At 63.5% G+C, this 21,058-nt stretch carries 17 protein-coding genes; 10 read left to right on the forward strand and 7 right to left on the reverse strand.

What is annotated here, in order from left to right; genetic code table 11:
* Nucleotides 1–115 precede the first annotated feature (115 nt).
* Nucleotides 116–1,180, reverse strand: coding sequence for a 23S rRNA (cytidine(2498)-2'-O)-methyltransferase RlmM (rlmM, locus tag APH30_RS17075; RefSeq protein ID WP_009683992.1), 1,065 nt, complete (start codon nt 1,178–1,180; stop codon nt 116–118).
* Nucleotides 1,181–1,404: 224 nt separating this feature from the next.
* Here rlmM and acnA point away from each other — a divergent pair, with 224 nt between their 5' ends.
* Entirely contained in the window at nt 1,405–4,146 is a 2,742-nt protein-coding gene (gene acnA, locus APH30_RS17080) for an aconitate hydratase AcnA (protein WP_009683993.1), read from the forward strand.
* Nucleotides 4,147–4,326: 180 nt separating this feature from the next.
* Nucleotides 4,327–5,892, forward strand: coding sequence for a PAS domain-containing methyl-accepting chemotaxis protein (locus tag APH30_RS17085; protein WP_029886187.1), 1,566 nt, complete (start codon nt 4,327–4,329; stop codon nt 5,890–5,892).
* Between the two features lie 67 nt (nt 5,893–5,959).
* On the opposite strand, the gene APH30_RS17090 is transcribed toward APH30_RS17085, so the two are convergent.
* The 5 genes from APH30_RS17090 to APH30_RS17110 all read right to left on the reverse strand — a co-directional run bounded on the left by APH30_RS17090 (nt 5,960) and on the right by APH30_RS17110 (nt 9,323).
* Nucleotides 5,960–6,844 carry a pseudouridine synthase gene (locus APH30_RS17090; RefSeq protein ID WP_054913230.1) on the reverse strand — a complete coding sequence of 295 codons (885 nt, stop codon included), beginning with the start codon at nt 6,842–6,844 and terminating at the stop codon, nt 5,960–5,962.
* A 51-nt stretch (nt 6,845–6,895) separates the two neighbouring features.
* On the reverse strand, nt 6,896–7,204 hold the full coding sequence (locus APH30_RS17095) for a hypothetical protein (protein ID WP_009683997.1): 309 nt from the start codon (nt 7,202–7,204) through the stop codon (nt 6,896–6,898).
* A 65-nt stretch (nt 7,205–7,269) separates the two neighbouring features.
* Entirely contained in the window at nt 7,270–7,701 is a 432-nt protein-coding gene (locus tag APH30_RS17100; protein WP_054913231.1) for a D-Ala-D-Ala carboxypeptidase family metallohydrolase, read from the reverse strand.
* A 108-nt stretch (nt 7,702–7,809) separates the two neighbouring features.
* Nucleotides 7,810–8,049, reverse strand: a complete 240-nt coding sequence (locus APH30_RS17105; RefSeq protein WP_009683999.1) for a glutaredoxin family protein — start codon at nt 8,047–8,049, stop codon at nt 7,810–7,812.
* A gap of 65 nt (nt 8,050–8,114) precedes the next feature.
* Complete coding sequence (locus APH30_RS17110; RefSeq protein ID WP_054913232.1) at nt 8,115–9,323, reverse strand: ammonium transporter; 1,209 nt, start codon at nt 9,321–9,323, stop codon at nt 8,115–8,117.
* Between the two features lie 324 nt (nt 9,324–9,647).
* Between APH30_RS17110 and APH30_RS17115 the strand changes: the two genes are divergently transcribed.
* The 8 genes from APH30_RS17115 to dacB all read left to right on the forward strand — a co-directional run bounded on the left by APH30_RS17115 (nt 9,648) and on the right by dacB (nt 18,733).
* Nucleotides 9,648–9,962 (forward strand): YqjD family protein, encoded by a 315-nt coding sequence (locus tag APH30_RS17115; RefSeq protein WP_009684001.1) that lies wholly within the window; start codon nt 9,648–9,650, stop codon nt 9,960–9,962.
* A 9-nt stretch (nt 9,963–9,971) separates the two neighbouring features.
* A complete protein-coding gene (locus APH30_RS17120; protein ID WP_009684002.1) occupies nt 9,972–10,346 on the forward strand; it encodes a phage holin family protein in 375 nt (124 codons plus the stop codon).
* A complete protein-coding gene (locus tag APH30_RS17125) occupies nt 10,343–10,672 on the forward strand; it encodes a hypothetical protein (protein ID WP_054913233.1) in 330 nt (109 codons plus the stop codon). The genes APH30_RS17120 and APH30_RS17125 overlap by 4 nt, the downstream gene beginning before the upstream one ends.
* A 156-nt stretch (nt 10,673–10,828) precedes the next feature.
* Nucleotides 10,829–12,160 carry a deoxyguanosinetriphosphate triphosphohydrolase gene (locus APH30_RS17130; RefSeq protein WP_009684004.1) on the forward strand — a complete coding sequence of 444 codons (1,332 nt, stop codon included), beginning with the start codon at nt 10,829–10,831 and terminating at the stop codon, nt 12,158–12,160.
* Between the two features lie 284 nt (nt 12,161–12,444).
* A complete protein-coding gene (locus APH30_RS17135) occupies nt 12,445–13,062 on the forward strand; it encodes a response regulator transcription factor (protein ID WP_009684005.1) in 618 nt (205 codons plus the stop codon).
* Between the two features lie 8 nt (nt 13,063–13,070).
* Complete coding sequence (locus tag APH30_RS17140; protein WP_054913235.1) at nt 13,071–16,703, forward strand: transporter substrate-binding domain-containing protein; 3,633 nt, start codon at nt 13,071–13,073, stop codon at nt 16,701–16,703.
* Nucleotides 16,704–16,744: 41 nt separating this feature from the next.
* Nucleotides 16,745–17,089, forward strand: coding sequence for a YggL family protein (locus APH30_RS17145; RefSeq protein ID WP_009684007.1), 345 nt, complete (start codon nt 16,745–16,747; stop codon nt 17,087–17,089).
* A gap of 186 nt (nt 17,090–17,275) precedes the next feature.
* Nucleotides 17,276–18,733, forward strand: a complete 1,458-nt coding sequence (dacB, locus tag APH30_RS17150) for a D-alanyl-D-alanine carboxypeptidase/D-alanyl-D-alanine-endopeptidase (protein WP_029887788.1) — start codon at nt 17,276–17,278, stop codon at nt 18,731–18,733.
* A gap of 75 nt (nt 18,734–18,808) precedes the next feature.
* On the opposite strand, the gene APH30_RS17155 is transcribed toward dacB, so the two are convergent.
* Nucleotides 18,809–21,058 (reverse strand): GGDEF domain-containing protein (locus APH30_RS17155; RefSeq protein ID WP_054913234.1); only part of this gene is annotated, 2,250 nt, incomplete at its 5' end.

Raw genomic sequence — 21,058 nt, forward strand, 5'->3', positions numbered from 1 at the left:
TTATCACGCAACCAAAAACCAGCGCCCAGGATTTCAAGCCCTGCAAAGGTGTGGCCGTTGAAACCGCATAGGTATTCGTTCCCATCGGCCCCACCCTCAAGCACCAACCACCGATTCAACGAGGTTTCAGATCAAGCCGCCGCAAATGGCATGTCACTTCCTCACGGTCGTGATACAGCTGCTTGCACGCAATCGAAACCCGTACCTTACGCGCCTTGAACGTCGCCTCCATGCGCTCGAGCAGCCGCCGTACCTCGGCATAACGCTGCTTCATCGGCAACTTCAGGTTGACCACCGCCTCCCGGCATAGCCCCTCACCCAACCAGGTTTCGATCAGCGAAGTCGTCCGCGCCGGCTTCTCGACGATATCGCAAACCATCCAGTCCACCGGTTGCCTGGGTTGCCAGGTAAAGCCATCGGCCATCAGGTGCTGGACCAGGCCAGTATCCATCAGGCTCTCGGCCATCGGCCCATTATCGATAGCCGTCACCAACATGCCACGACGCACCAGCTGGTAAGTCCACCCTCCCGGCGAAGCCCCCAGGTCGACGCCGGTCATATCATCGCCCAAGCGCTGCTCCCACTGCTCACGCGGGATGAACTGGTGCCAGGCCTCTTCCAGCTTGAGGGTCGAACGGCTGGGCGCCTCGCGGGGGAACTTGAGACGCGGGATACCCATGGGCCACAACGCGCTGTTGTTGGCCGCAGCGATACCCGCAAATACCCGCCGGCCACTGATGAAGGTCAGCAGCAAGCGTGGGCGGCTGGCGTCGTCAACCAGGCGCCCGGCCTTTTCCAGGGCCTTGCGCAAAGGCACTTCGAACTTGCGGCAGAACGTCGATAACGCCTTGCCCTCGTTGCTGTCCAGCACTTCCAGCCACAGACTGCCGAACACAGGAAAACCAGCCAACTGCGCAAGCAGCACACTGATACGGTCACTTTCCGGCAACTCGACAAACGCACCCCGAGCCCATTGCCGCGGGAAGATCAGCTGATTGAAACGCAGCTCCCCCATCAACCGCTCGGCACCGCCCTCCTCGCTACAGACAAACTCGGCGCTGGCACTTTGCGGCTTGCCTTTGGCATAGCCCGCGACACCCAGGCGGGCGGCATGTTCGCTGATCTCGGCGCACACCTCACCCTCGAAACCGGGCCGGCAATGCATGAACAGGGTATTCATCTCTCACTCCACTACGGCGGGCGCGTCACAGGCGCCGGCAGGGCGGCGATGATAAAGGAAGTTCGGAACCTGCGACACGCCCCGCCGGTCCAGAAAAGGGTCAGGTGGCCTAAACCGGTCTAACCTGACCTTTCAGCCAGGTCCGTGCCGTGCGGGCCGATACATAACGGTGCTACCGGCAAACCGCAATTCAATGCCGGGCACCGGCGCAGAAGGAGTTGGCAATGCCCTCGCTCGATAGCCTGAACACCCTCAAGCCGCTCAAGGTCGGCGACCAGACCTACCACTATTTCAGCCTCACCGAAGCCGCCCGCCAGCTGGGTGACCTGCAACGCCTGCCCATGTCCCTGAAGGTGCTGCTGGAAAACCTGCTGCGCTGGGAAGACGGCAAAACCGTGACCGGCGACGACTTGCGCGCCCTCGCCCAGTGGCTGGGCGAGCGGCGCTCCGACCGCGAAATCCAGTACCGCCCCGCACGCGTACTGATGCAGGACTTCACCGGCGTACCGGCAGTGGTCGACCTGGCCGCCATGCGCGCCGCCATGGCCAAGGCCGGCGGCGACCCACAACGCATCAACCCGCTGTCACCGGTCGACCTGGTGATCGACCACTCGGTGATGGTCGACCGCTACGGCACAACGCAAGCCTTCAGCGAGAACGTGGAAATCGAAATGCAGCGCAACGGCGAGCGCTATGCCTTCCTGCGCTGGGGCCAGAACGCCTTCGACAACTTCAGCGTGGTACCGCCGGGCACCGGCATCTGCCACCAGGTCAACCTGGAATACCTGGGCCGCACGGTGTGGACCCGTGAAGCCGATGGCCGCACCTATGCCTTCCCCGACACCTTGGTCGGCACCGACTCGCACACCACCATGATCAACGGCCTGGGCGTGCTCGGCTGGGGGGTCGGCGGTATCGAGGCCGAGGCGGCCATGCTCGGCCAGCCCGTATCGATGCTGATCCCGGAAGTGATCGGCTTCAAGCTGACCGGCAAGCTGCGCGAGGGCATCACTGCGACCGACCTGGTGCTGACCGTGACCCAGATGCTGCGCAAGAAAGGCGTGGTCGGCAAGTTCGTCGAGTTCTATGGCGACGGCCTGGCCGAGCTGCCGCTTGCCGACCGCGCCACCCTCGCCAACATGGCCCCGGAGTACGGCGCTACATGCGGGTTTTTCCCGGTCGATGACGTCACCCTGGACTACCTGCGCCTGTCTGGGCGGCCAGAAGCGACCGTGCAACTGGTCGAGCAGTACTGCAAAACCCAAGGCATGTGGCGCTTGCCCGGCCACGAGCCGCTGTTCAGCGACACCCTGGCGCTGGACATGCACGACGTCGAAGCCAGCCTGGCCGGGCCCAAGCGGCCGCAGGACCGGGTCGCACTGGGCCAGGTCAGCCAGGCCTTCGACCACTTCATCGAACTGCAACCCAAGCCGCTGGCCAAGGAAGTCGGCCGCCTGGAAAGTGAAGGGGGTGGTGGCGTGGCCGTTGGCAATGCCGACCAGGCCGGCGAGATCGACTACAGCCACCAAGGCCAGACCCACACCCTGCGCGATGGCGCCGTGGTGATCGCCGCCATCACCTCGTGCACCAATACCTCCAACCCCAGCGTGATGATGGCTGCCGGGCTGGTAGCCAAGAAAGCCCTGGAAAAAGGCCTGCAACGCAAACCCTGGGTAAAAAGCTCGCTGGCACCGGGCTCCAAGGTGGTCACCGACTACTTCCAGGCCGCCGGGCTCACGCCTTACCTCGACGAACTGGGCTTCGATCTGGTTGGCTATGGCTGCACCACCTGCATCGGCAACTCCGGCCCGCTGGATGAAGCCATCGAGAAAGCCATTGCCAGCGCGGACCTCACCGTGGCCTCGGTGCTGTCGGGCAACCGTAATTTCGAAGGGCGCGTTCACCCGCTGGTCAAGACCAACTGGCTGGCTTCGCCGCCGCTGGTCGTGGCCTATGCGCTCGCCGGCAGTGTGCGCGTGGACCTGACGCGTGACCCGCTGGGTACGGGCAAGGACGGCCAACCGGTGTACCTGCGCGATATCTGGCCCAGCCAGCAGGAGATCGCGGCGGCGGTGGCCAAGGTCGACACGGCCATGTTCCACAAGCAATATGCCGAAGTGTTCGCCGGCGATGCCCAGTGGCAGGCCATCGAGGTACCCCAGGCCGCTACCTACGTGTGGCAGGCAGACTCCACCTATATTCAGCACCCTCCATTCTTCGACGACATCGGCGGGCCGCCACCGGCCATCACCGATATCCGCGGCGCCCGCGTGCTGGCGCTGTTGGGCGACTCGGTGACCACCGACCACATTTCCCCTGCCGGCAACATCAAGGCCGACAGCCCAGCTGGACGCTACCTGCGCGAAAAAGGTGTGGAGCCACGTGACTTCAACTCCTATGGTTCGCGGCGCGGCAACCATGAAGTGATGATGCGCGGTACGTTTGCCAATATCCGAATCCGCAACGAAATGCTGGCGGGCGAGGAAGGCGGCAACACCTTGCACGTGCCCTCGGGTGAAAAACTGTCGATCTATGACGCGGCCATGCGCTACCAGCAGGAAGGAACCCCGCTGGTAGTGATTGCCGGGCAGGAATACGGCACCGGCTCCAGCCGCGACTGGGCGGCCAAGGGCACGAACCTGCTGGGCGTGAAGGCAGTGCTGGCGGAAAGCTTCGAGCGTATCCACCGCTCCAACCTGGTGGGCATGGGCGTGCTGCCGCTGCAGTTCACGGCCGGGCACGACCGCAAGGCGCTGGGGCTGACCGGCAAGGAGCAGATCGACGTGCTGGGGCTGGACGGCGCACCGATTCACCCCGGCATGCCGCTACAGGTGCGCATCACCCGCGAGGATGGCCAGCAGGAACAGATCGAGGTGCTGTGCCGGATCGATACCGTCAACGAGGTGGAGTACTTCAAGGCAGGCGGGATTCTGCATTATGTGCTGCGCCAGCTGATTGCGGGTTGAGGGCGCAGCCGCACTGGAAAACCTGCGACACCTGCCAATCGAGCGCCGCCCACACGGCGCTCGATTGCTCAGGCACCCTTGCACCAAAATCGAACACCTTTTGTCACGCATGTTAAATAATCACTCAATAATCCCGGTGGCTTGCCGATACCCATCCAAAGCCCTGCGGACTATCACCCCATGCGTAACAACCAGCCGATTACCCAGAGAGAACGGACTTTCCCTGCCCAGCAGCGGTTGATCTCCACCACCAACGCCAAGGGCGTGATTACCTACTGCAATGATGCCTTCATCGACATCAGTGGGTTCACCCGCGAAGAACTGACCGGTGCGCCGCACAATCTGGTGCGCCACCCCGACGTGCCGCCTGCGGTGTTTGCCCATATGTGGCAAACCCTCAAGCAAGGCCAGCCGTGGATGGGTATCGTCAAGAACCGCTGCAAGTCGGGCGATCACTACTGGGTCAACGCCTACGTCACACCGATTTTCGACAACAACCAGGTGGTCGGCTTCGAGTCTGTGCGGGTCAAACCCACCGCCGAGCAGATCCGCCGCGCCGAGGCGCTGTACCAGCGCATCAACCAGGGCAAGCCGCCGGTACCGCGCCGTGACAAGTGGCTGCCGGTGCTGCAGGACTGGTTGCCGTTCATCCTGATCAGCCAGGCGGGCTTCCTGATTGGCAACTGGCTGGGCCATTCCTGGGGCTTCGCGTTGGCCGCCGCGCTTTCCGTACCGCTTGGGCTGATCGGCCTGAGCTGGCAGCAACGCGGCCTCAAGCGCTTGCTGCGGCTGGCTGAACAGACCACCTCCGACCCGCTGATCGCGCAGATGTACACCGACAGCCGTGGCGTGCAGGCCCGCCTGGAAATGGCCATGCTCAGCCAGGATGCGCGCATGAAAACCTGCCTGACCCGCTTGCAGGACAGCGCCGAGCACCTCAGCGACCAGGCGCGGCAGTCCGACGCCCTGGCACACAAGAGCTCTTCGGGGCTGGAACGCCAGCGGGTCGAAACCGAACAGGTCGCCGCCGCCGTCAACCAGATGGCCGCGACCACCCAGGAAGTTGCCAACCACGTGCAACGCACAGCCGATGCCACCCAGGAAGCCAACCGCCTGACCAGCCAGGGCCGGCAGATTGCCGGGGAAACCCGCGAGGCCATCGAACGCCTGTCGACAGCAGTGGGCGAAACCGGCCAGACCGTCACGCAACTGGCCAAGGACAGCGACGAAATTGGCGGTGTCGTCGATGTGATCAAGGGCATTGCCGACCAGACCAACCTGCTGGCATTGAATGCCGCCATCGAGGCGGCGCGGGCTGGGGAAATGGGCCGTGGCTTTGCTGTAGTGGCCGACGAAGTGCGCCAGCTGGCTCAACGCACCGCCGAGTCCACCGGGCAGATCCACAGCCTGATCGCCAAGCTGCAGCAAACCGCCAGCAACGCCGTACTGACCATGGAAACCGGCCACCGTCAGGCGCAGGAAGGCGTTGATCGTGTGATGCAGGCTGACGAAGCGCTGGTCGGCATCAGCGAAGCGGTCGCCAACATCACCGACATGGCGACCCAGATTGCCGCCGCGACCGAAGAGCAGACCGCCGTGGCCGATGAGATCAGCCGTAACATCAGCACCATCGCCGAACTGGCCGACCAGACCGCCGAGCAGGCACAGCACTCGGCGCTGTTGAGCGAAGAGCTGACCACTACGGCCGGGAGCCAGTACTCACTTGTGGAGCGCTTCAACCGCTGACCGCAGGCCTGCGCGCCGCGAGGGGTTGCACAGCAGCCCCTGGCTGGCCACTCATGCCCAGGCAGGTTTACCAGTCCAGGCTCAAGCGGCTCTCGAAATAGCGCTCTTCGCCGCTCAACGGGTCGGTGAAACGCAGGCTCTGCGCCAGCAGTTTCAATGGCCGCTGGTAATCGTCTGCGGTGTCGAGCAACTGCGGATAGAACGGGTCATTGCTGATGCCCGCGCCCAACGCAGCCATGTGCACCCGCAACTGGTGGGTCTTGCCGGTGACCGGCGACAACCCATACCGCCACAGCGCTCCGCGCTTCTCCAGCACTTCGGCCAGGGTTTCACTATTGGCCTCGCCCTCTACCTCATGCATGCGGAAAAAGGGCTCGCCATGCACCAGGCGGCTTTTGTGCACCAACGGAAACGCATGTTGCGGCAAAGCGGCCGCGATGGCCTGGTAGCGCTTGTCGATACGTCGCTCGGGGAACAGCCGCTGATAAGCGCTACGCGTATGCGGGTTGGCAGAGAACAGCACGAGCCCGGCGGTGTGCCGATCGATGCGATGCAACGGCACCAGGTGAGGGTTATCCAGCCTGCGGATCAGGCGGCGCAGCAAGGTGTGCTCAACGTACTCGCCAGTCGGTGTCACCGGCAGGAAATGCGGCTTGTCCGCCACCACCAGGTGCTCGTCCACGTGCAGCACGTGCTCCTGCACCGGGATCGGTCGCTCGTTCGGCACTTCGCGAAAATAGTGCAAGCGCATGCCCGGTTTGTAAGGCAGCTCGGCAGCCACTGCCTTCCCCTGGGCGTCCAGCACCCGCCCCCTGGCAAAGCGGTCGAGCCACTGGGCACGGTCGATGGCCTTGAAATGGTCACACAGGCAATCGAGCACCGTTGCCCAGTGACCGGGTGGCAGGCACACGGTGCTGGCTTGCTGGTGGGCGGGGTCGAACGGCGTGGACATGGCAGGGCTCGGAACAGGCACGGCCGCGCATTATCACCCAACCCCGCCCCATCAACCAGCCTGGGCCAGCGCCTCGCTGCGCTCCTTCAACCAGCGCAGCACCTGCACCGGCTCCCAGCGGCCAGGGTCGTATAGTGCGTAGAGCGCTCCCTGGTACCCGACCACATCGAGCCCACGGTGGTAGCCGGCACGCTGGAACAAGGCTTCGATCTCGGCAAAGCAGGTATTGAAATGCACCTTGCCGAAGGGGGTGCGGTCATCGGTCACCAGGCCTTCGAGGCGCAGTTCCAGAACGGCGTCGGCCACCCGCTCCACAGGCATGCGGTTGACGCTGTACTTGAGTTGCTCGACGTTGAGCATGGCTTTACCTCGATACTGTATTTATATACAGCATACGAACATCCTCGCGTCGCAGTCAATGCGCTTCATTGCAGCCCCGCCAGATAGCCGCCGCCCTTGCGGATGGTCAACACCTGGCGCCGCGGGGTGCCCCGCGCCACCGACAGGTGCACCCACTTGTCGAATTCCAGGATGAGTTGATCGAACGGCACCGTACTTTCGCTGATCCGTTGCACGGTCTCGCGCGGGCTGACCTCGATGACCGTGAAGTCAGCCGCCAGCCCTTGGACATGCTGGCTGTTGGTGGCACCGCCAATCAAGCGGTTGACTTTCTCGCTACGGTAGCCACTGCTGACAATGATGGGCACGCCGAACAGCGCGCGCACCTGTTCCAGCGCACAACACAGCAGTTGCAGGTTGGCCCTGGCTTCAGGTGGCGGGGTGTTGTCGAACCCATCCCTGGCCGCGAGCTGGGAAACGGTCAGTTCAGCGAGGGTGAAATGTGGTGTGATCAACATGGCAAGCGGTTCCGATGATGGCTAGGGGCACCGGCACTGGTGCGCCGGCGCCTGATCATCAGCGCGCATCACCTGCCATGGAGCAGGGTTGTACCTCCCCTGTCGGTGTCATTGCCCCAGGAACGCCACCACCTGCTCGGCATCGAACGGCCAGTGCAACTCGGCACCGTTGTCACAGCGCCGGAGCACCGGAATGACCAGCCCATAGCGTTCGAACAAAGGCTGGCTTTCGGCAACATCGACCAGCTCCACCAGCAGGCCATGATCGACGAAGGGCATCAGCACCGACTCGGCCACTTCACACAGGTGGCAGCCGAGGGTGCCGAACAGTTGGCATTCAGGCAGCATGGGGCGGGTCCCGATGTGGCATGCAGAGAAACCTATTCTAGGACCACCACGGCCATCGTGCACCTTCAATCCTGGCTGGTGGCGCCGATACGGTGCAGCGACAGGTCAGCGCCCTGGAATTCCTGCTCATGGCTCAGCCGCAGGCCATGCACGGCGCGCAGCGCACCATACACGGCAAAACCACCGGCAAGTGCCACCACCACGCCCATCAGGCTCCCCAGCAACTGGCTGACCAGGCTCACGCCGCCCATGCCGCCCAGTGCCGCCTGGCCGAAGATGCCGCAGGCAACCCCACCCCACACGCCACACAGACCATGCAACGGCCAAACACCCAGCACGTCGTCGATTTTCCAGCGGTTCTGGGCCGCGGTGAACGTCCACACGAACAGCCCGCCCGCCACCAGGCCGGTAGCCAGCGCACCGATCGGGTGCATCAGGTCTGAGCCGGCGCAAACCGCCACCAACCCGGCCAACGGCCCGTTATGCAGGAAGCCAGGGTCGTTGCGCCCTGCCAGCAACGCCGACAACGTGCCGCCAACCATGGCCAGCAACGAGTTGATCGCCACCAGGCCACTGAGCCCCTCCAAGGTCTGGGCGCTCATCACGTTGAAACCGAACCAGCCAATGATCAGGATCCACGAGCCCAGGGCGAGAAAGGGAATGCTCGAGGGCGCAAAAGCCACCAGCCGACCATCGCGATAGCGACCGCGGCGCGGACCGAGCAGCAGCACCGCCGCCAGCGCCAGCCAGCCGCCCATGGCATGCACCACCACCGAGCCGGCAAAGTCATGGAACGGCGCGCCAAAGCGGTCCTGCAACCAGGCTTGCAGGCCCAGGTTACCGTTCCATACCACGCCCTCGAAGAAGGGGTAGACGAATGCCACGATCAGTGCGGTGGCACACAGTTGCGGCATGAAACGCGCACGCTCGGCGATGCCCCCGGAAATGATCGCCGGAATGGCTGCAGCGAAGGTCAACAGGAAGAAGCACTTGACCAGCGCGTAGCCATGGTCGGCAGCCAGCGTTGCAGCAGGCTGGAAGAAGTTGACCCCATAGGCGATCCAGTAACCTATAAAGAAATACACCAGCGCCGAAATGGCGAAATCGCTGAGGATCTTCGACAAGGCATTGACCTGGTTCTTGTGGCGTACGGTGCCCACTTCGAGAAACGCGAAGCCGGCATGCATGGCCAGCACCAGAATGGCGCCCATGAGAAGGAACAGGGTGTTGGAACCGTGGACCAGGGAGTCCATCGCGCTGTGCATGTTATCCATGAAATAGGCAGACCTGCTGAAAAAGGCACCAGGACAGTTCAAGAACCTGCATCCCTGCACCGAATCGGTGCCAGCCGTCACCCTGTTTCAGTTGCGTGGGCGCGACCTGCGTGGTTTTTTCTTGGGTTTGTCGAGGATTGCGTTAAGGTTTATCGATATTCGCCGCGTGGGCGCCCCGAATCGGCGCAAGAACAGCCTGAGGTGCCCCGCAACGTGGCAAACACATAGCAAGGCGCATACCAGCACACGCGGGTGTACGGTCACTTGAACCTTCCGCGCGTGCTATCACTCGAACTACCAACATTCATCGACAGGGAGAGACACATGGCCAGCAATTCGGCAAAGACTGCACAAGAGATATTGATGGCTGACTTCCAGGCTTTGGTGCGCGACACCGAAAAGCTGCTGGCCGACACCGCCAACCTGGCAGGCGACCAGGCCGAGGAGTTGCGCGGGCAGATTCACGAGCGCCTGGCTCAGGCCCGCGAAACCCTGCAGTTGACTCAGGAGTCGGTACGGGACCGCGGCCAGGCTGCGCTGGGCAGCGCCGAGCAGTACGTACAGGAAAACCCATGGCAGGCCATCGGCATCGCTGCCGGCGTCGGCCTGTTGATCGGCCTGCTGGCCAACCGGCGTTAAGGGGTTCCCATGGAGAACGAAGCCAACGGCGCCGGCGCATCGGGCAGGCGCCTGGGCGCAGCCGCGCTGGGGCTGCTGCACAGCCATATCGAGCTGTTCGGTATCGAGCTGCAGGAGCAGAAAGGCCGCACGCTGAGGTTGCTGTTGTTCGCCGGCCTGGCACTGGTGTTCGCCCTGCTGCTGCTCACTGCACTGTCGGGCTTGCTACTGGTGCTGCTGTGGGACAGCTATCGCCTTGCCGGCATCATCGGCCTGTGCGTGTTCTATAGCCTGGCTGCACTGTATTGCGGTGTACGGTTGAAGGCAGCGGTGTTCGACGAGTCATCCCCCTTCAACGCCACCCTCGAAGAACTCGCCAAGGACCGGGAGCGCTTGTTGCCATGAACCTGCCACAACTGCCGAACACACGAAACCCACGCGAGCTGCGCAAGGCGTTGCTGCGCCTGCGCATGGAAATGCACCGCCAGGAGATCCGCCACGAATCCGGGCAACTGCTGGCACCGTTGCAGCGCATGCGCGGCATGGGCAGCTCGCTGCATGACGGCTTGGGCATCAAACACGCGCCGCTGTGGGGCATTGGCGCTGTGGTAGCCCTGGGCTTCATGACCGGCAAGGGCGTGCGCAGCGGCAACCTTGGCAGGCTTGTGCGCCTGGGCACCAGCCTGCTGCCGCTGGTGCGCCTGTACCTGCAAGGTAACCGTCGCCCCTGAAGGCGGTGCATGGGCGCAGGCTCGACCGCGAATGTGTCGGTGCCGCCACCGGCCGTTCGCGGGTAATGCATGCCAGCGGCCAGCGTTGCCCCTGCCACTTGCGCGCAGGCACAGCACACCAGAAGCTATAGTCTTTGACCCCCTGGAGACCGCGCCTTGGACTGGCACACCCTGCTCACCCGCGAACGTCTGGGCAAAGCCCTGTATAGCGCCGAAGAACTCGGGCGCAGCCCCTTCCACAAAGACCACGACCGCATCATTTTCTCGGGCGCCTTTCGCCGCCTGGGGCGCAAGACCCAAGTGCACCCCGTCACCAGTAACGATCACATTCACACGCGCCTGACCCATTCGCTGGAAGTCAGTTGCGTGGGGCGTTCGCTGGGCATGCGCGTGGGTGAAACCCTGCGCGAAAGCTTGCCAGACTGGTGCGCGCCCAGCGACCTGGGGATGATCGTGCAGTCGGCCTGCCTGGCCCACGACATCGGCAACCCGCCATTCGGCCATTCTGGCGAAGACGCCATACGTCACTGGTTCCAGCAGGCGGCCGGGCGCGGGTGGCTGGACGACATGGGTGATGACGAGCGTGCCGACTTCCTCAATTTCGAGGGCAATGCGCAGGGCTTCCGCGTGCTTACGCAACTGGAGTACCACCAGTTCGACGGTGGCACCCGGTTGACCTATGCCACCCTCGGCACCTACCTCAAATACCCCTGGAGCGCCCGCCATGCAGACGCCCTGGGCTACAAGAAGCACAAGTTCGGCAGTTATCAGAGCGAGCTGCCACTGCTGGAACAGATCGCCCGCAAGCTCGGCCTGCCACAGCTGGAGCACCAGCGCTGGGCGCGCCACCCGTTGGTGTACCTGATGGAAGCGGCCGATGACATCTGCTACGCGCTGATCGACCTGGAAGACGGCCTGGAGATGGACTTGCTGCAATACGGCGAAGTCGAAGCCTTGCTGCTCGACCTGGTCGGCGACGATCTGCCGGAAACCTATCGCCAACTCGGCCCTGGCGATTCTCGCCGGCGCAAGCTGGCCATCCTGCGTGGCAAGGCCATCGAGCACTTGACCAACGCTGCCGCCCAAGCTTTTGTCGAGCAGCAGCAAGCGTTGCTGGCCGGGCAACTTCCAGGCGACCTGGTCGAACACATGCACGGCCCGGCCAAGCGCTGCGTGCTGCAGGCCAAAGACATGGCGCGCAACAAGATCTTCCAGGACAAGCGCAAGACCCTGCACGAAATCGGCGCCTACACCACACTGGAAATCCTGCTCAATACCTTCTGCGGTGCGGCGCTCGAACAACACGGCGGGCGCACACCCTCGTTCAAGAGCCGGCGCGTCATGGACCTGCTCGGCAACAGTGCACCAGACCCACACGGCTCGCTGTACAACGCGTTCCTGCGCATGATCGATTTCATCGCCGGCATGACCGACAGCTACGCCAGCGAAATGGCCAGGGAAATGACCGGGCGCTCGGGCCCGGGCTGAGCCATGGCGGTGCAGACCGGCCAGCGTGCCGGTGCTGCACCTGGGTTACAGGAAACTTCCTACATATACCAAGGGCAAATTAAACAACACGTTTAATTTGCCAACGAAAAGTTACCAAATGCACTTTGACATTGGGTCGCGCACGATTATCTCGTAGCCCGTTTTGCTTTATCTTGTAAGCCATTTCCCATATGGGGCAAACAGCCCTTCCTTGCATGCCCGTTGACTTCCAACTGCGATAAGGTGCCGCCTGTCACCCACAATTGACCGCAGGCAAGTTGAACATGCATTCCATATTTATTGTTGACGATCATCCGGTCATCCGCCTTGCCGTCCGCATGCTGCTGGAAAACCAGAATTACAAGATTGTCGGTGAATCGGACAATGGCGTGGACGCGATGCAGATGATCCGCGAGAGCCACCCCGACCTGGTCATCCTCGACATCAGCATCCCCAAGCTAGACGGGCTGGAGGTGCTTGCGCGCTTCCAGGCCATGGCGCTGCCCATGAAAGTGCTGGTGCTGACTGCCCAGGCCCCGGCGTTGTTTGCCGTGCGCTGCATGCACTCGGGTGCTGCCGGTTATGTGTGTAAGCAGGAGGACCTCGGTGAACTGCTGAGTGCAATCAAGGCCGTGCTGGCCGGTTATAACTACTTCCCCAGCCAGGCAATAAAGCATGACCAGGTAACCACGAGCGACCTGCAACTTTTCCGCCAGGTAAATGATCGCGAACTGATGGTGCTGCAACTCTTCGCCCAAGGGCGCAGCAACAAGGAAATAGCCAAGGGCATGTTCCTCAGCAGCAAGACCGTGAGTACCTACAAGAAGCGCCTCATGCAAAAGCTGCAGGTCAGTACGTTGGTCGACCTGATCGAGATGGCCAAGCGCAACGCGCTGGTCTGAGCATGTTCATGGCCCGCCCTTTCGCCCGCCTGCTGCTCGCGCTGCTGCTGTTCAGCAGCGCGGCACTGGGCACCCACCACGAAACTGCATCGTACACGCTCCTGGCGCGCTCATCGGCCAGGCCAGCGCCACCGCAACTCACCGCCGAGCAACGGCAATGGCTTGCAGGGCGCCAGGAACTGGTACTGGGAACATCGGCCCCCGACTACCCGCCGTTCGACATCTCCAGTGGCGGCCATGACTACCAGGGGCTCACCGCCGAATATGCAAACCTGATCGGTACGGCCCTGGAGTTGCCGGTACGCGTGCTGCGTTTTCCCAGCCGCCAGGCCGCTGTAGAAGCACTCCGGCAAGGCGACATCGACCTGCTGGGCAGCGCCAATGGCTACGAAGCGGCCAGCGACGGCCTGGCCCTGTCGCACCCCTATGCCGTTGACCAGCCGGTGCTGGTCACGCGCGAAGACGAAACGCGGGCACTGGACACAGGCCTGGCCGGCATGCGCCTGGGCATGCTCTATCACTACCTGCCCGAGGCAGAAATGCTCAACGCCTACCCCAAGGCCGAGCTGCTGACGTTCGAGTCTTCCAGCCAGGCGTTGAATGCCGTAGCGTTCGGCCAGGCCGACGTGTTCATCGGCGACACCATTTCCACCCACTACCAGCTCAACCGCGGCCACCTGCCACGCCTGCGCATGGCCAACTTCGGCAAGCACGAAGCCATCGGCTTCGGCTTTGCCCTGCGCCAGCAGGACACCGTACTGAGGGAACTGGTCGATACCATCCTCGATAGCCAGCCCCCCGCCATGCGTGCCAGTATCTTCAAACGCTGGAGCGCCGGCAGCGACCTGCTGTTGACCGACCGCAACCTGCAATTGAGCGCAACAGAGCAACAATGGCTGCAACAGCACCCCGTGATGCGTGTGGCCATTGACGACACCGCTGCGCCCCTATCCTACTTCGACGGCTCAGGGCATTTTCGCGGCATCACTGCAGACCTGCTTGAGCTCATTCGCCTGCGCACCGGCTTGCGCTTCGAGGTACAGCGGGCCAGTGGCATCGCCGACATGATCGCCCGCTTGAAGGATGGCCGCGCCGACGTGATCGCCGCCCTGGCCATCGCCGGGTTGGTCGACAAGGACCTGCAGATCAGCCGGCCGTACCTGGAAAGCGCCTATGTTCTGGTCAGCCGCAAGGACAAACCGGCCCCAGGGTCCCTGGAGCAGTTGCAGGGCTACCGCATCGCCTTTACCCGCCACAGTGCCATGCATGCCACGTTGCCGCAGCATTATCCGCACATTGGCTGGGTCGAGAGCGCCAGCGCGTTCTACTCCATGGCGTTGCTCAACAGCGGCGCCGTCGATGCGGTGATCACCACCCTGATCGATGCCAACCACGCCCTGGCCAGCAACCCCGACCTGGTCATCCGCACCTCGGTCGGCGGTGAGCCCGCCAACTACGCCATGGCCACCAACGCGTCTTCACCGGCTTTGGCCTCGATCCTCGACAAGGCGCTGCAGAGCATTTCGCCGGAGGAACTGGGGGTCATCAACAACCGCTGGCGCAGCTTTGGCCCGCACGAAGACAGCAAGAGCCAGAGCTACCGCCGGCTGGCGCTGCAGGTGGTACTGGCCACGGCGGTGCTGCTTCTGCTGGCGTTGCTCTGGAACGCCCGCCTGCGCTTGCAGATCCGTCAGCGCCAGCGCGCCGAAAGGGCGCTGAACGACCAACTGGCATTCATGCGCGCACTGCTCAACGGCACCCCTCACCCCATGTACGTGCGCGACCGCGATGGCCGCCTTCAAAGCTGCAACTACAGCTATCTGGAGGCGGTACAGGCCCGCTCCGAGCAGGTTATCGGCAAACAGCTGACCGCCAGCCTGTTCGCCGACGCCGAACAGACCCGGCAAATCCAGGCGGATTACCACAAAGTGATGGCCGCCGGCTCCCCCCTGATCATGGACCGCCCGTTGCGGATCAAGGGCCGGGAGATGACCATCTACCACTGGATCCTGCCCTACCGTGATTCGCTGGGTGAGGTGCAGGGCATCATCGGCGGCTGGATCGACATCAGCGACCGCCGCCAGCTGGTCACGGAACTGCGCCAGGCCAAGCAGCAGGCCGACGATGCCAACCGCGCCAAAAGCACCTTCCTGGCCACCATCAGCCACGAAATCCGGACGCCCATGAATGCGGTCATCGGCATGCTCGAACTGGCGGTCAAACGCGCCGATCAAGGGTGGGTGGACCGCAGCGCGCTGGCCTTGGCGCACCATTCGGCCAAAGACCTGCTGGGCCTGATCGGTGACATTCTCGATATCGTGCGCATCGAATCCGGGCATCTGTCGCTGGCCCCCGAGGTGGTCGACCTGGCAGCGTTGGTCGAGTCGGTGGGGCGCATGTTCGATGGCCAGGCACGGCAAAAAGGCCTGGCGCTGGAAGTGATCATCGAACCGGCCGCACGTTGCCACGCGTTGCTCGACCCCCTGCGTTTCAAGCAAGTGCTGTCCAACCTGGTGAGCAACGCCATCAAGTTCACCGAGCATGGCCAGGTACGCATCTGCGTCAGCCTGCTGGACGAAGCCCCTGGCAGGCCTGCAATGCTGGACCTGGAGGTGCGCGACAGTGGTATCGGCATCCATGCCGACGACCTGAAGCGCCTGTTCAACCCGTTCATCCAAGCCAACCCGCACAGCCAGGGTGCCCGTGCGGGCACCGGGCTCGGTCTGGCCATCTGCCGCAACCTGTGCGACATGATGGGGGGCAGCCTGACCATCAAGAGCCTGGAGGATGTCGGCACCCAGGTGCGCCTGAAGATGCCGTTGCAACGGGTCGATGCTGCAGCGCAACCCGCCCAGTTGCCGGAATGCCTGGACGTTCCCGACCCCGGTCTGCGCGTGCTGGTGATCGACGATCACCCGGCCAACCTGGAACTGATGGCGCAGCAGCTCGGTTATCTGGGCCTGCAGCATGCCAGCGCGCGGGATGGCCGGGAAGGCCTGGCCGCCTGGCGCGCCGGTGATTTCGACGTGCTGGTGCTGGACTGCAACATGCCGCACATGAACGGCTACCAGCTGGCAACCGCGGTGCGCACCGAAGAACGCCATGGCCAGCGGCCGCGCTGCACCATCCTGGGTTATACCGCCAACGCCCAGCCAGAGGTCCGTCGCAAATGCCTGAGCGCCGGCATGGACGACTGCCTGCTCAAGCCCATCAGCCTGAGTACGCTCAGCCAGTGCCTGGCGGGCATTCACCCGCGCCGCCAGCAATGCCCCCCGAACAGGTTGTACGAACTGGACGGCCTGGCGGCCGTGACCGGGCCAGCACCCGACGACCGCCAGCGTTTTCTGCAAGCGCTACTGCAGAGCCTGCAGGCCGACCTGCTCAGCTTGATGGCGCTGGACCCGCAGCACGACAGCACGGCCATCGCCGACCAGGCCCACAAGGTGCTGAGCGCCGCACGCATGCTCAAGGCACCCGCCCTGATGGCGGCATGCGAAGCGCTGGAAGCCGGCACCCTCACCCCTGCCCAGCTACGCTTGAAGCGCCAGGCACTGGCACGCCACATGCGCCGGGTGGAGCGCGCCCTGGCCAGGGAGTTGGCGCCACCCGCCGACACTCAGGCAGGCAGCCACGCGTGTTAACTGGTAGACTGCGCGGCGTTATTACCTAAGAGGATTGTTTCATGGCCACAAACCGCTCCCGTCGTCTGCGCAAGAAGCTGTGTGTCGACGAGTTTCAGGAATTGGGCTTCGAGCTGAACCTGGAATTCAAGGAAGATCTGGATGACCAGGCAATCGATGCTTTCCTCGACGCGTTCCTGGCTGAAGCCATGGACGCCAACGGCCTGGATTATGTAGGCGGTGACGATTACGGCCTGGTGTGCTCGGTCAAACGCGGCTCGGTCAGCGAAGAACAACGCGCCGCCGTCGAAGCCTGGCTTAAAGGCCGCAGCGAACTGACCAAGATCGAAGTCAGCCCGTTGCTGGACGCCTGGTACCCGGAAAAGCCGATCAACAAGGCTGAGTAACCCTCAGCCCGGTTCGATCGAAGAAAGGCCACCTCTCGAGGTGGCCTTTTTATTGGCGATGGTTTTCCGTCGAACGTGGCGCATCGTCGCTACGCTTGGGGCATAATGCGGTTTCTTTAGCTCGTGGGGCCATCATCGCTTACAGCCCCAATGTCCTTTTCCCTCGCTGCAGGGTATTTGCTCACCATGATCAAAACGCTTCGTCCCCTCGTACTCGCCGGCCTGCTATTGCCCTTCGCCTTGCCCAGCCAAGCCGCAGCCGTCAACACCACCTTGCCTGCCAAAGTGCAGCAGGCGCTCAAAGCCAACAAACTGCAAGACACCGCACTGTCGCTGGTCATGCTGCCCCTGGATGGCCCCGGTGTTCCCACCGTGTTCAATGCCGACGTGTCGGTAAACCCGGCCTCGACCATGAAACTGGTCACCACCTACGCAGCCCTCGAGCTGCTTGGCCCGACCTTTCAGTGGAAGACCGAGTTCTACACCGACGGCACCCTTAGCAACGGGGTGCTCAACGGCAACCTGTACCTCAAAGGCGGCGGTGACCCCAAGCTGAACATGGAAAAGCTGTGGCTGCTGATGCGTGACCTGCGCGCCAATGGTGTGCGCACCGTCACCGGTGACCTGGTATTGGACCGCAGCCACTTCGTGCAACCCAACCTGCCCCAGTTCAACGACGACGGCGGTGACGAAAACAAGCCGTTCCTGGTCAAGCCCGACTCGCTGCTGGTCAACCTCAAGGCCCTGCGCTTTGTCGCCCGCAACGATGGCGGCAAGGTCACCATTGCGGTGGAGCCACCGATTGCCAGCATCCGCATCGACAACCAGGTCAAGCCTGTGGCCTCGAAACAATGCAGTGGCGATGTGCGCTACAACCCAGTGCCTCAGGCCAACGGCATCAGTGTGACGGTCAGCGGCCAACTGGGTGACGGTTGCAACTCGCAGACTTACCTGGCCCTGCTTGACCACCCAACTTACGCGGCCGGTGCCGTACGTGCCATCTGGAACGAGCTGGGCGGCACCATCCAGGGCGGCGACCGTGTCGAGAACGTGCCCAAGAGTGCCCGCCTGCTGGCCCGTGCCTTCTCCCCAGACCTGGTCGAAGTGATCCGCGACATCAACAAGTACAGCAACAACACCATGGCCCAGCAGTTGTTCCTCAGCCTTGGCGCACAGTTCCGCACCGATGCCGATGGCGACGATGCGCGTGCCGCACAGCGCGTGGTACGCCAGTGGCTGGCGAAAAAAGGCATTACCGCGCCGCACCTGGTGATGGAAAACGGTTCTGGCCTGTCGCGAGCCGAGCGCGTCAGCACCCGGGAAATGGCCGAGATGCTGCAGGCAGCCTGGAAGAGCCCCTACGCTGCCGAATACATGAGTTCGATGCCGCTGGTGGGCATGGATGGCACCATGCGCAAGCGCCTCAAGCGCACCGCCATGGCCGGCGAAGGGCACATCAAGACCGGCACCCTGAACACGGTGCGCGCAATAGCCGGTTTCAGCCGCGACAGCAACGGCCACACCTGGGCAGTGGCGGCGATCCTCAACGACCCGAAACCATGGGGTGCCTCGCAGGTGCTGGACCAGGTGCTGCTGGACCTGTACCGCCAGCCGAAGCTGGCCGGCAGCACCGCTGCCAATTGATGCATCGAGCGCCGCCCGCGCGGCGCTCGATCTCACAGGCGCTGAAGATGTGGTGGCCAGCACCTGGCAGCGCGGTCAGGCAGACTCCCCCTCTACCCGGTCCCGCCCGGCCTGCTTGGCCGCATAAACCCCGGCATCGGCGCGCAACAGCAACGCGTCGGCGCCCTCCCCCGGCCGCCACCCGGCCACGCCGAAACTCGCGGTGACTTGGCCCACGCCGTCTACCGGGTCATTGCGCACGCCTTGCCAAAGCTCCAGCGCCAGCACACGCGCCTGCTCGGCATCAGTGCCCGGGCACAGCACCATGAACTCCTCCCCGCCCAGCCTGCAGAACACATCGGTACGCCGCAAGCGCTGGCCGACGCGCTGGCACAGGCTACGCAGCACCCGGTCACCGACCGCATGGCCGAAACGGTCGTTGATGCGCTTGAAGTGATCAATGTCGAGCATGATCACCGCCAGCGCCTGGCCATCTCGCTGGGCACGCTCCAACTCGTTTTTCAGCCGTTCCTGGAAGTAACGGCGGTTATGGATGCCGGTCAGCGAATCGGTCACCGACAGCCTGCGCAACTCGTGTTCCACACCCTTGAGATCGGAAATATCGGTCAGGTAGCCATGCCACAAGGTGCAGCCCTGCTCGCCCACTTCCGGCGTTGCCTCGCCACGCACCCAGCGCAAGCCCGCCCGGGGCAGGCACACGCGGTACTCCTCGCGCCATGGCGTCAGGTGCTCGGCCGAGTAGCGCACCGAACGGCTCACCCGCTCCAGGTCATCAGGGTGAATGCGCTCGTACACTGCGGCGGCATCCTCGCGCAGCTGCTGCAGGTCCAGCTCATAAATGTCGTACAGCCCCTTGCTGGCATAGGGGAAACACGAATGGCCGTTTGCATCCAGCCTGTACTGGTAGATGCCGCCCGGTACTTCGGCACTGAGTTTTTCCAGCAACCGGTCACGCGCAGCCAATGCCTCATGTACCCGACGCCGCTCGGTGACGTCGATGCAGATGGCCAGGTAACCCACCCATAAACCCTGGTCGTCCAGCATGGCGGTCACCAGCATGTTGGCTACCAGTTGGCTGCCGTCGGCGCGTACCAAGGTCCACTCACCTGGCTCGGCGCCCTGTTCGTATACGGTTTCGGCAAACAGTGCATGGCCCCCCGCAATGGCGCGGCCAAAGCGCAAACTCAAGGCATGGGCACGCTGGCTCAGCTCCTCGGCCAGCACCAGTTGCTCAAGGCGCAGGCGGCCAATGGCTTCACTGGCCGGGTAACCGAGCATGCTTTCGGCACCGGCATTGAAGGTGCTGACCACCCCTTTGAGGTTGGTGGCGATGATCGCAACCTGGGTCGCGGCATCCAGCACGCTGCGCAGCTGGTTGTGGGTGCCACGCAGCGACTGTTCGCTGACCTGCAGCGCTGCGGTGCGCTGTGCAACCAGCGCCAAGGCCCGTTGACGCTGGCTGAACAGGTTGAACAACAGCACGCTCAGCAGCAGGCTCAGCAAACCGCCCAATGCACCGACTGCCAGCACCGCCGAAGAACGGTTGGCCTGCAGGAATGCCAGGCTGGGGCGGATACTCAGCAGCAGCTGGCGGTCCGCCAGGTGCAACACCTGATCGCTGACCAGCGACAGGGGCGCCACGGGGTTGTTGGAGTCGTACAGAACTTCTGGGCCCTGCCGCCCGGACGGGTCAACCAGGCGCGTTACCAGGTTATCGTCAGGCGCCACTGGCCGGCCATCGCCGATCAGCTCGGGCATGCTCAACAGGGCCAGCACATAACCCGCTACCGCGCCGTGGGGCGTGGCAACGGCGAATACCGGGGCCACCATCATCAGGCCGCGCGCGCCCGGTTCGCTGGCATTCAACTTCAGCGGCTGCGACACCGCCATGCTCCCCGGCACCAGCGCCCGCGCAAGCACTGCCCGGGCTGCATCCTGCGCGGCCAGGTCGAGACCAGATGGCAGCCCCGGCAAGGTGCCTGACGCGTTATACAGCACGGGAAAATACAGGTCGCGGGCAGGGGCGCGGCGCCACTGCCCCTGCGGGTCCTGATCGCGAATCATAAAGCCCGGGCCGGCAATGTTACTGGCCTGGCGTTCGAACACGGCGCGCTGCGCGGCCTCTACACGCGGGGCCCAGGCATAGGCCTGGGTACGGTGCAGCAGCGGCCGGGCATAACCGGCAAATTCCCGGGGGGTTATTTCATCGGAATAGCTGAAAAACCAGCGCAGCCCATCCAGGCGCTGCTGCTGTTCGGCAAAACGCTCGGCGATGCGGCCAAAGCGCTCGCCCGCCAGCAACTCGAAGCGCTGGCGCAGCTGCTG

This window comes from Pseudomonas sp. NBRC 111127, from assembly GCF_001320345.1.
GTDB classification, from domain to species: Bacteria; Pseudomonadota; Gammaproteobacteria; order Pseudomonadales; family Pseudomonadaceae; genus Aquipseudomonas; species Aquipseudomonas juntendi.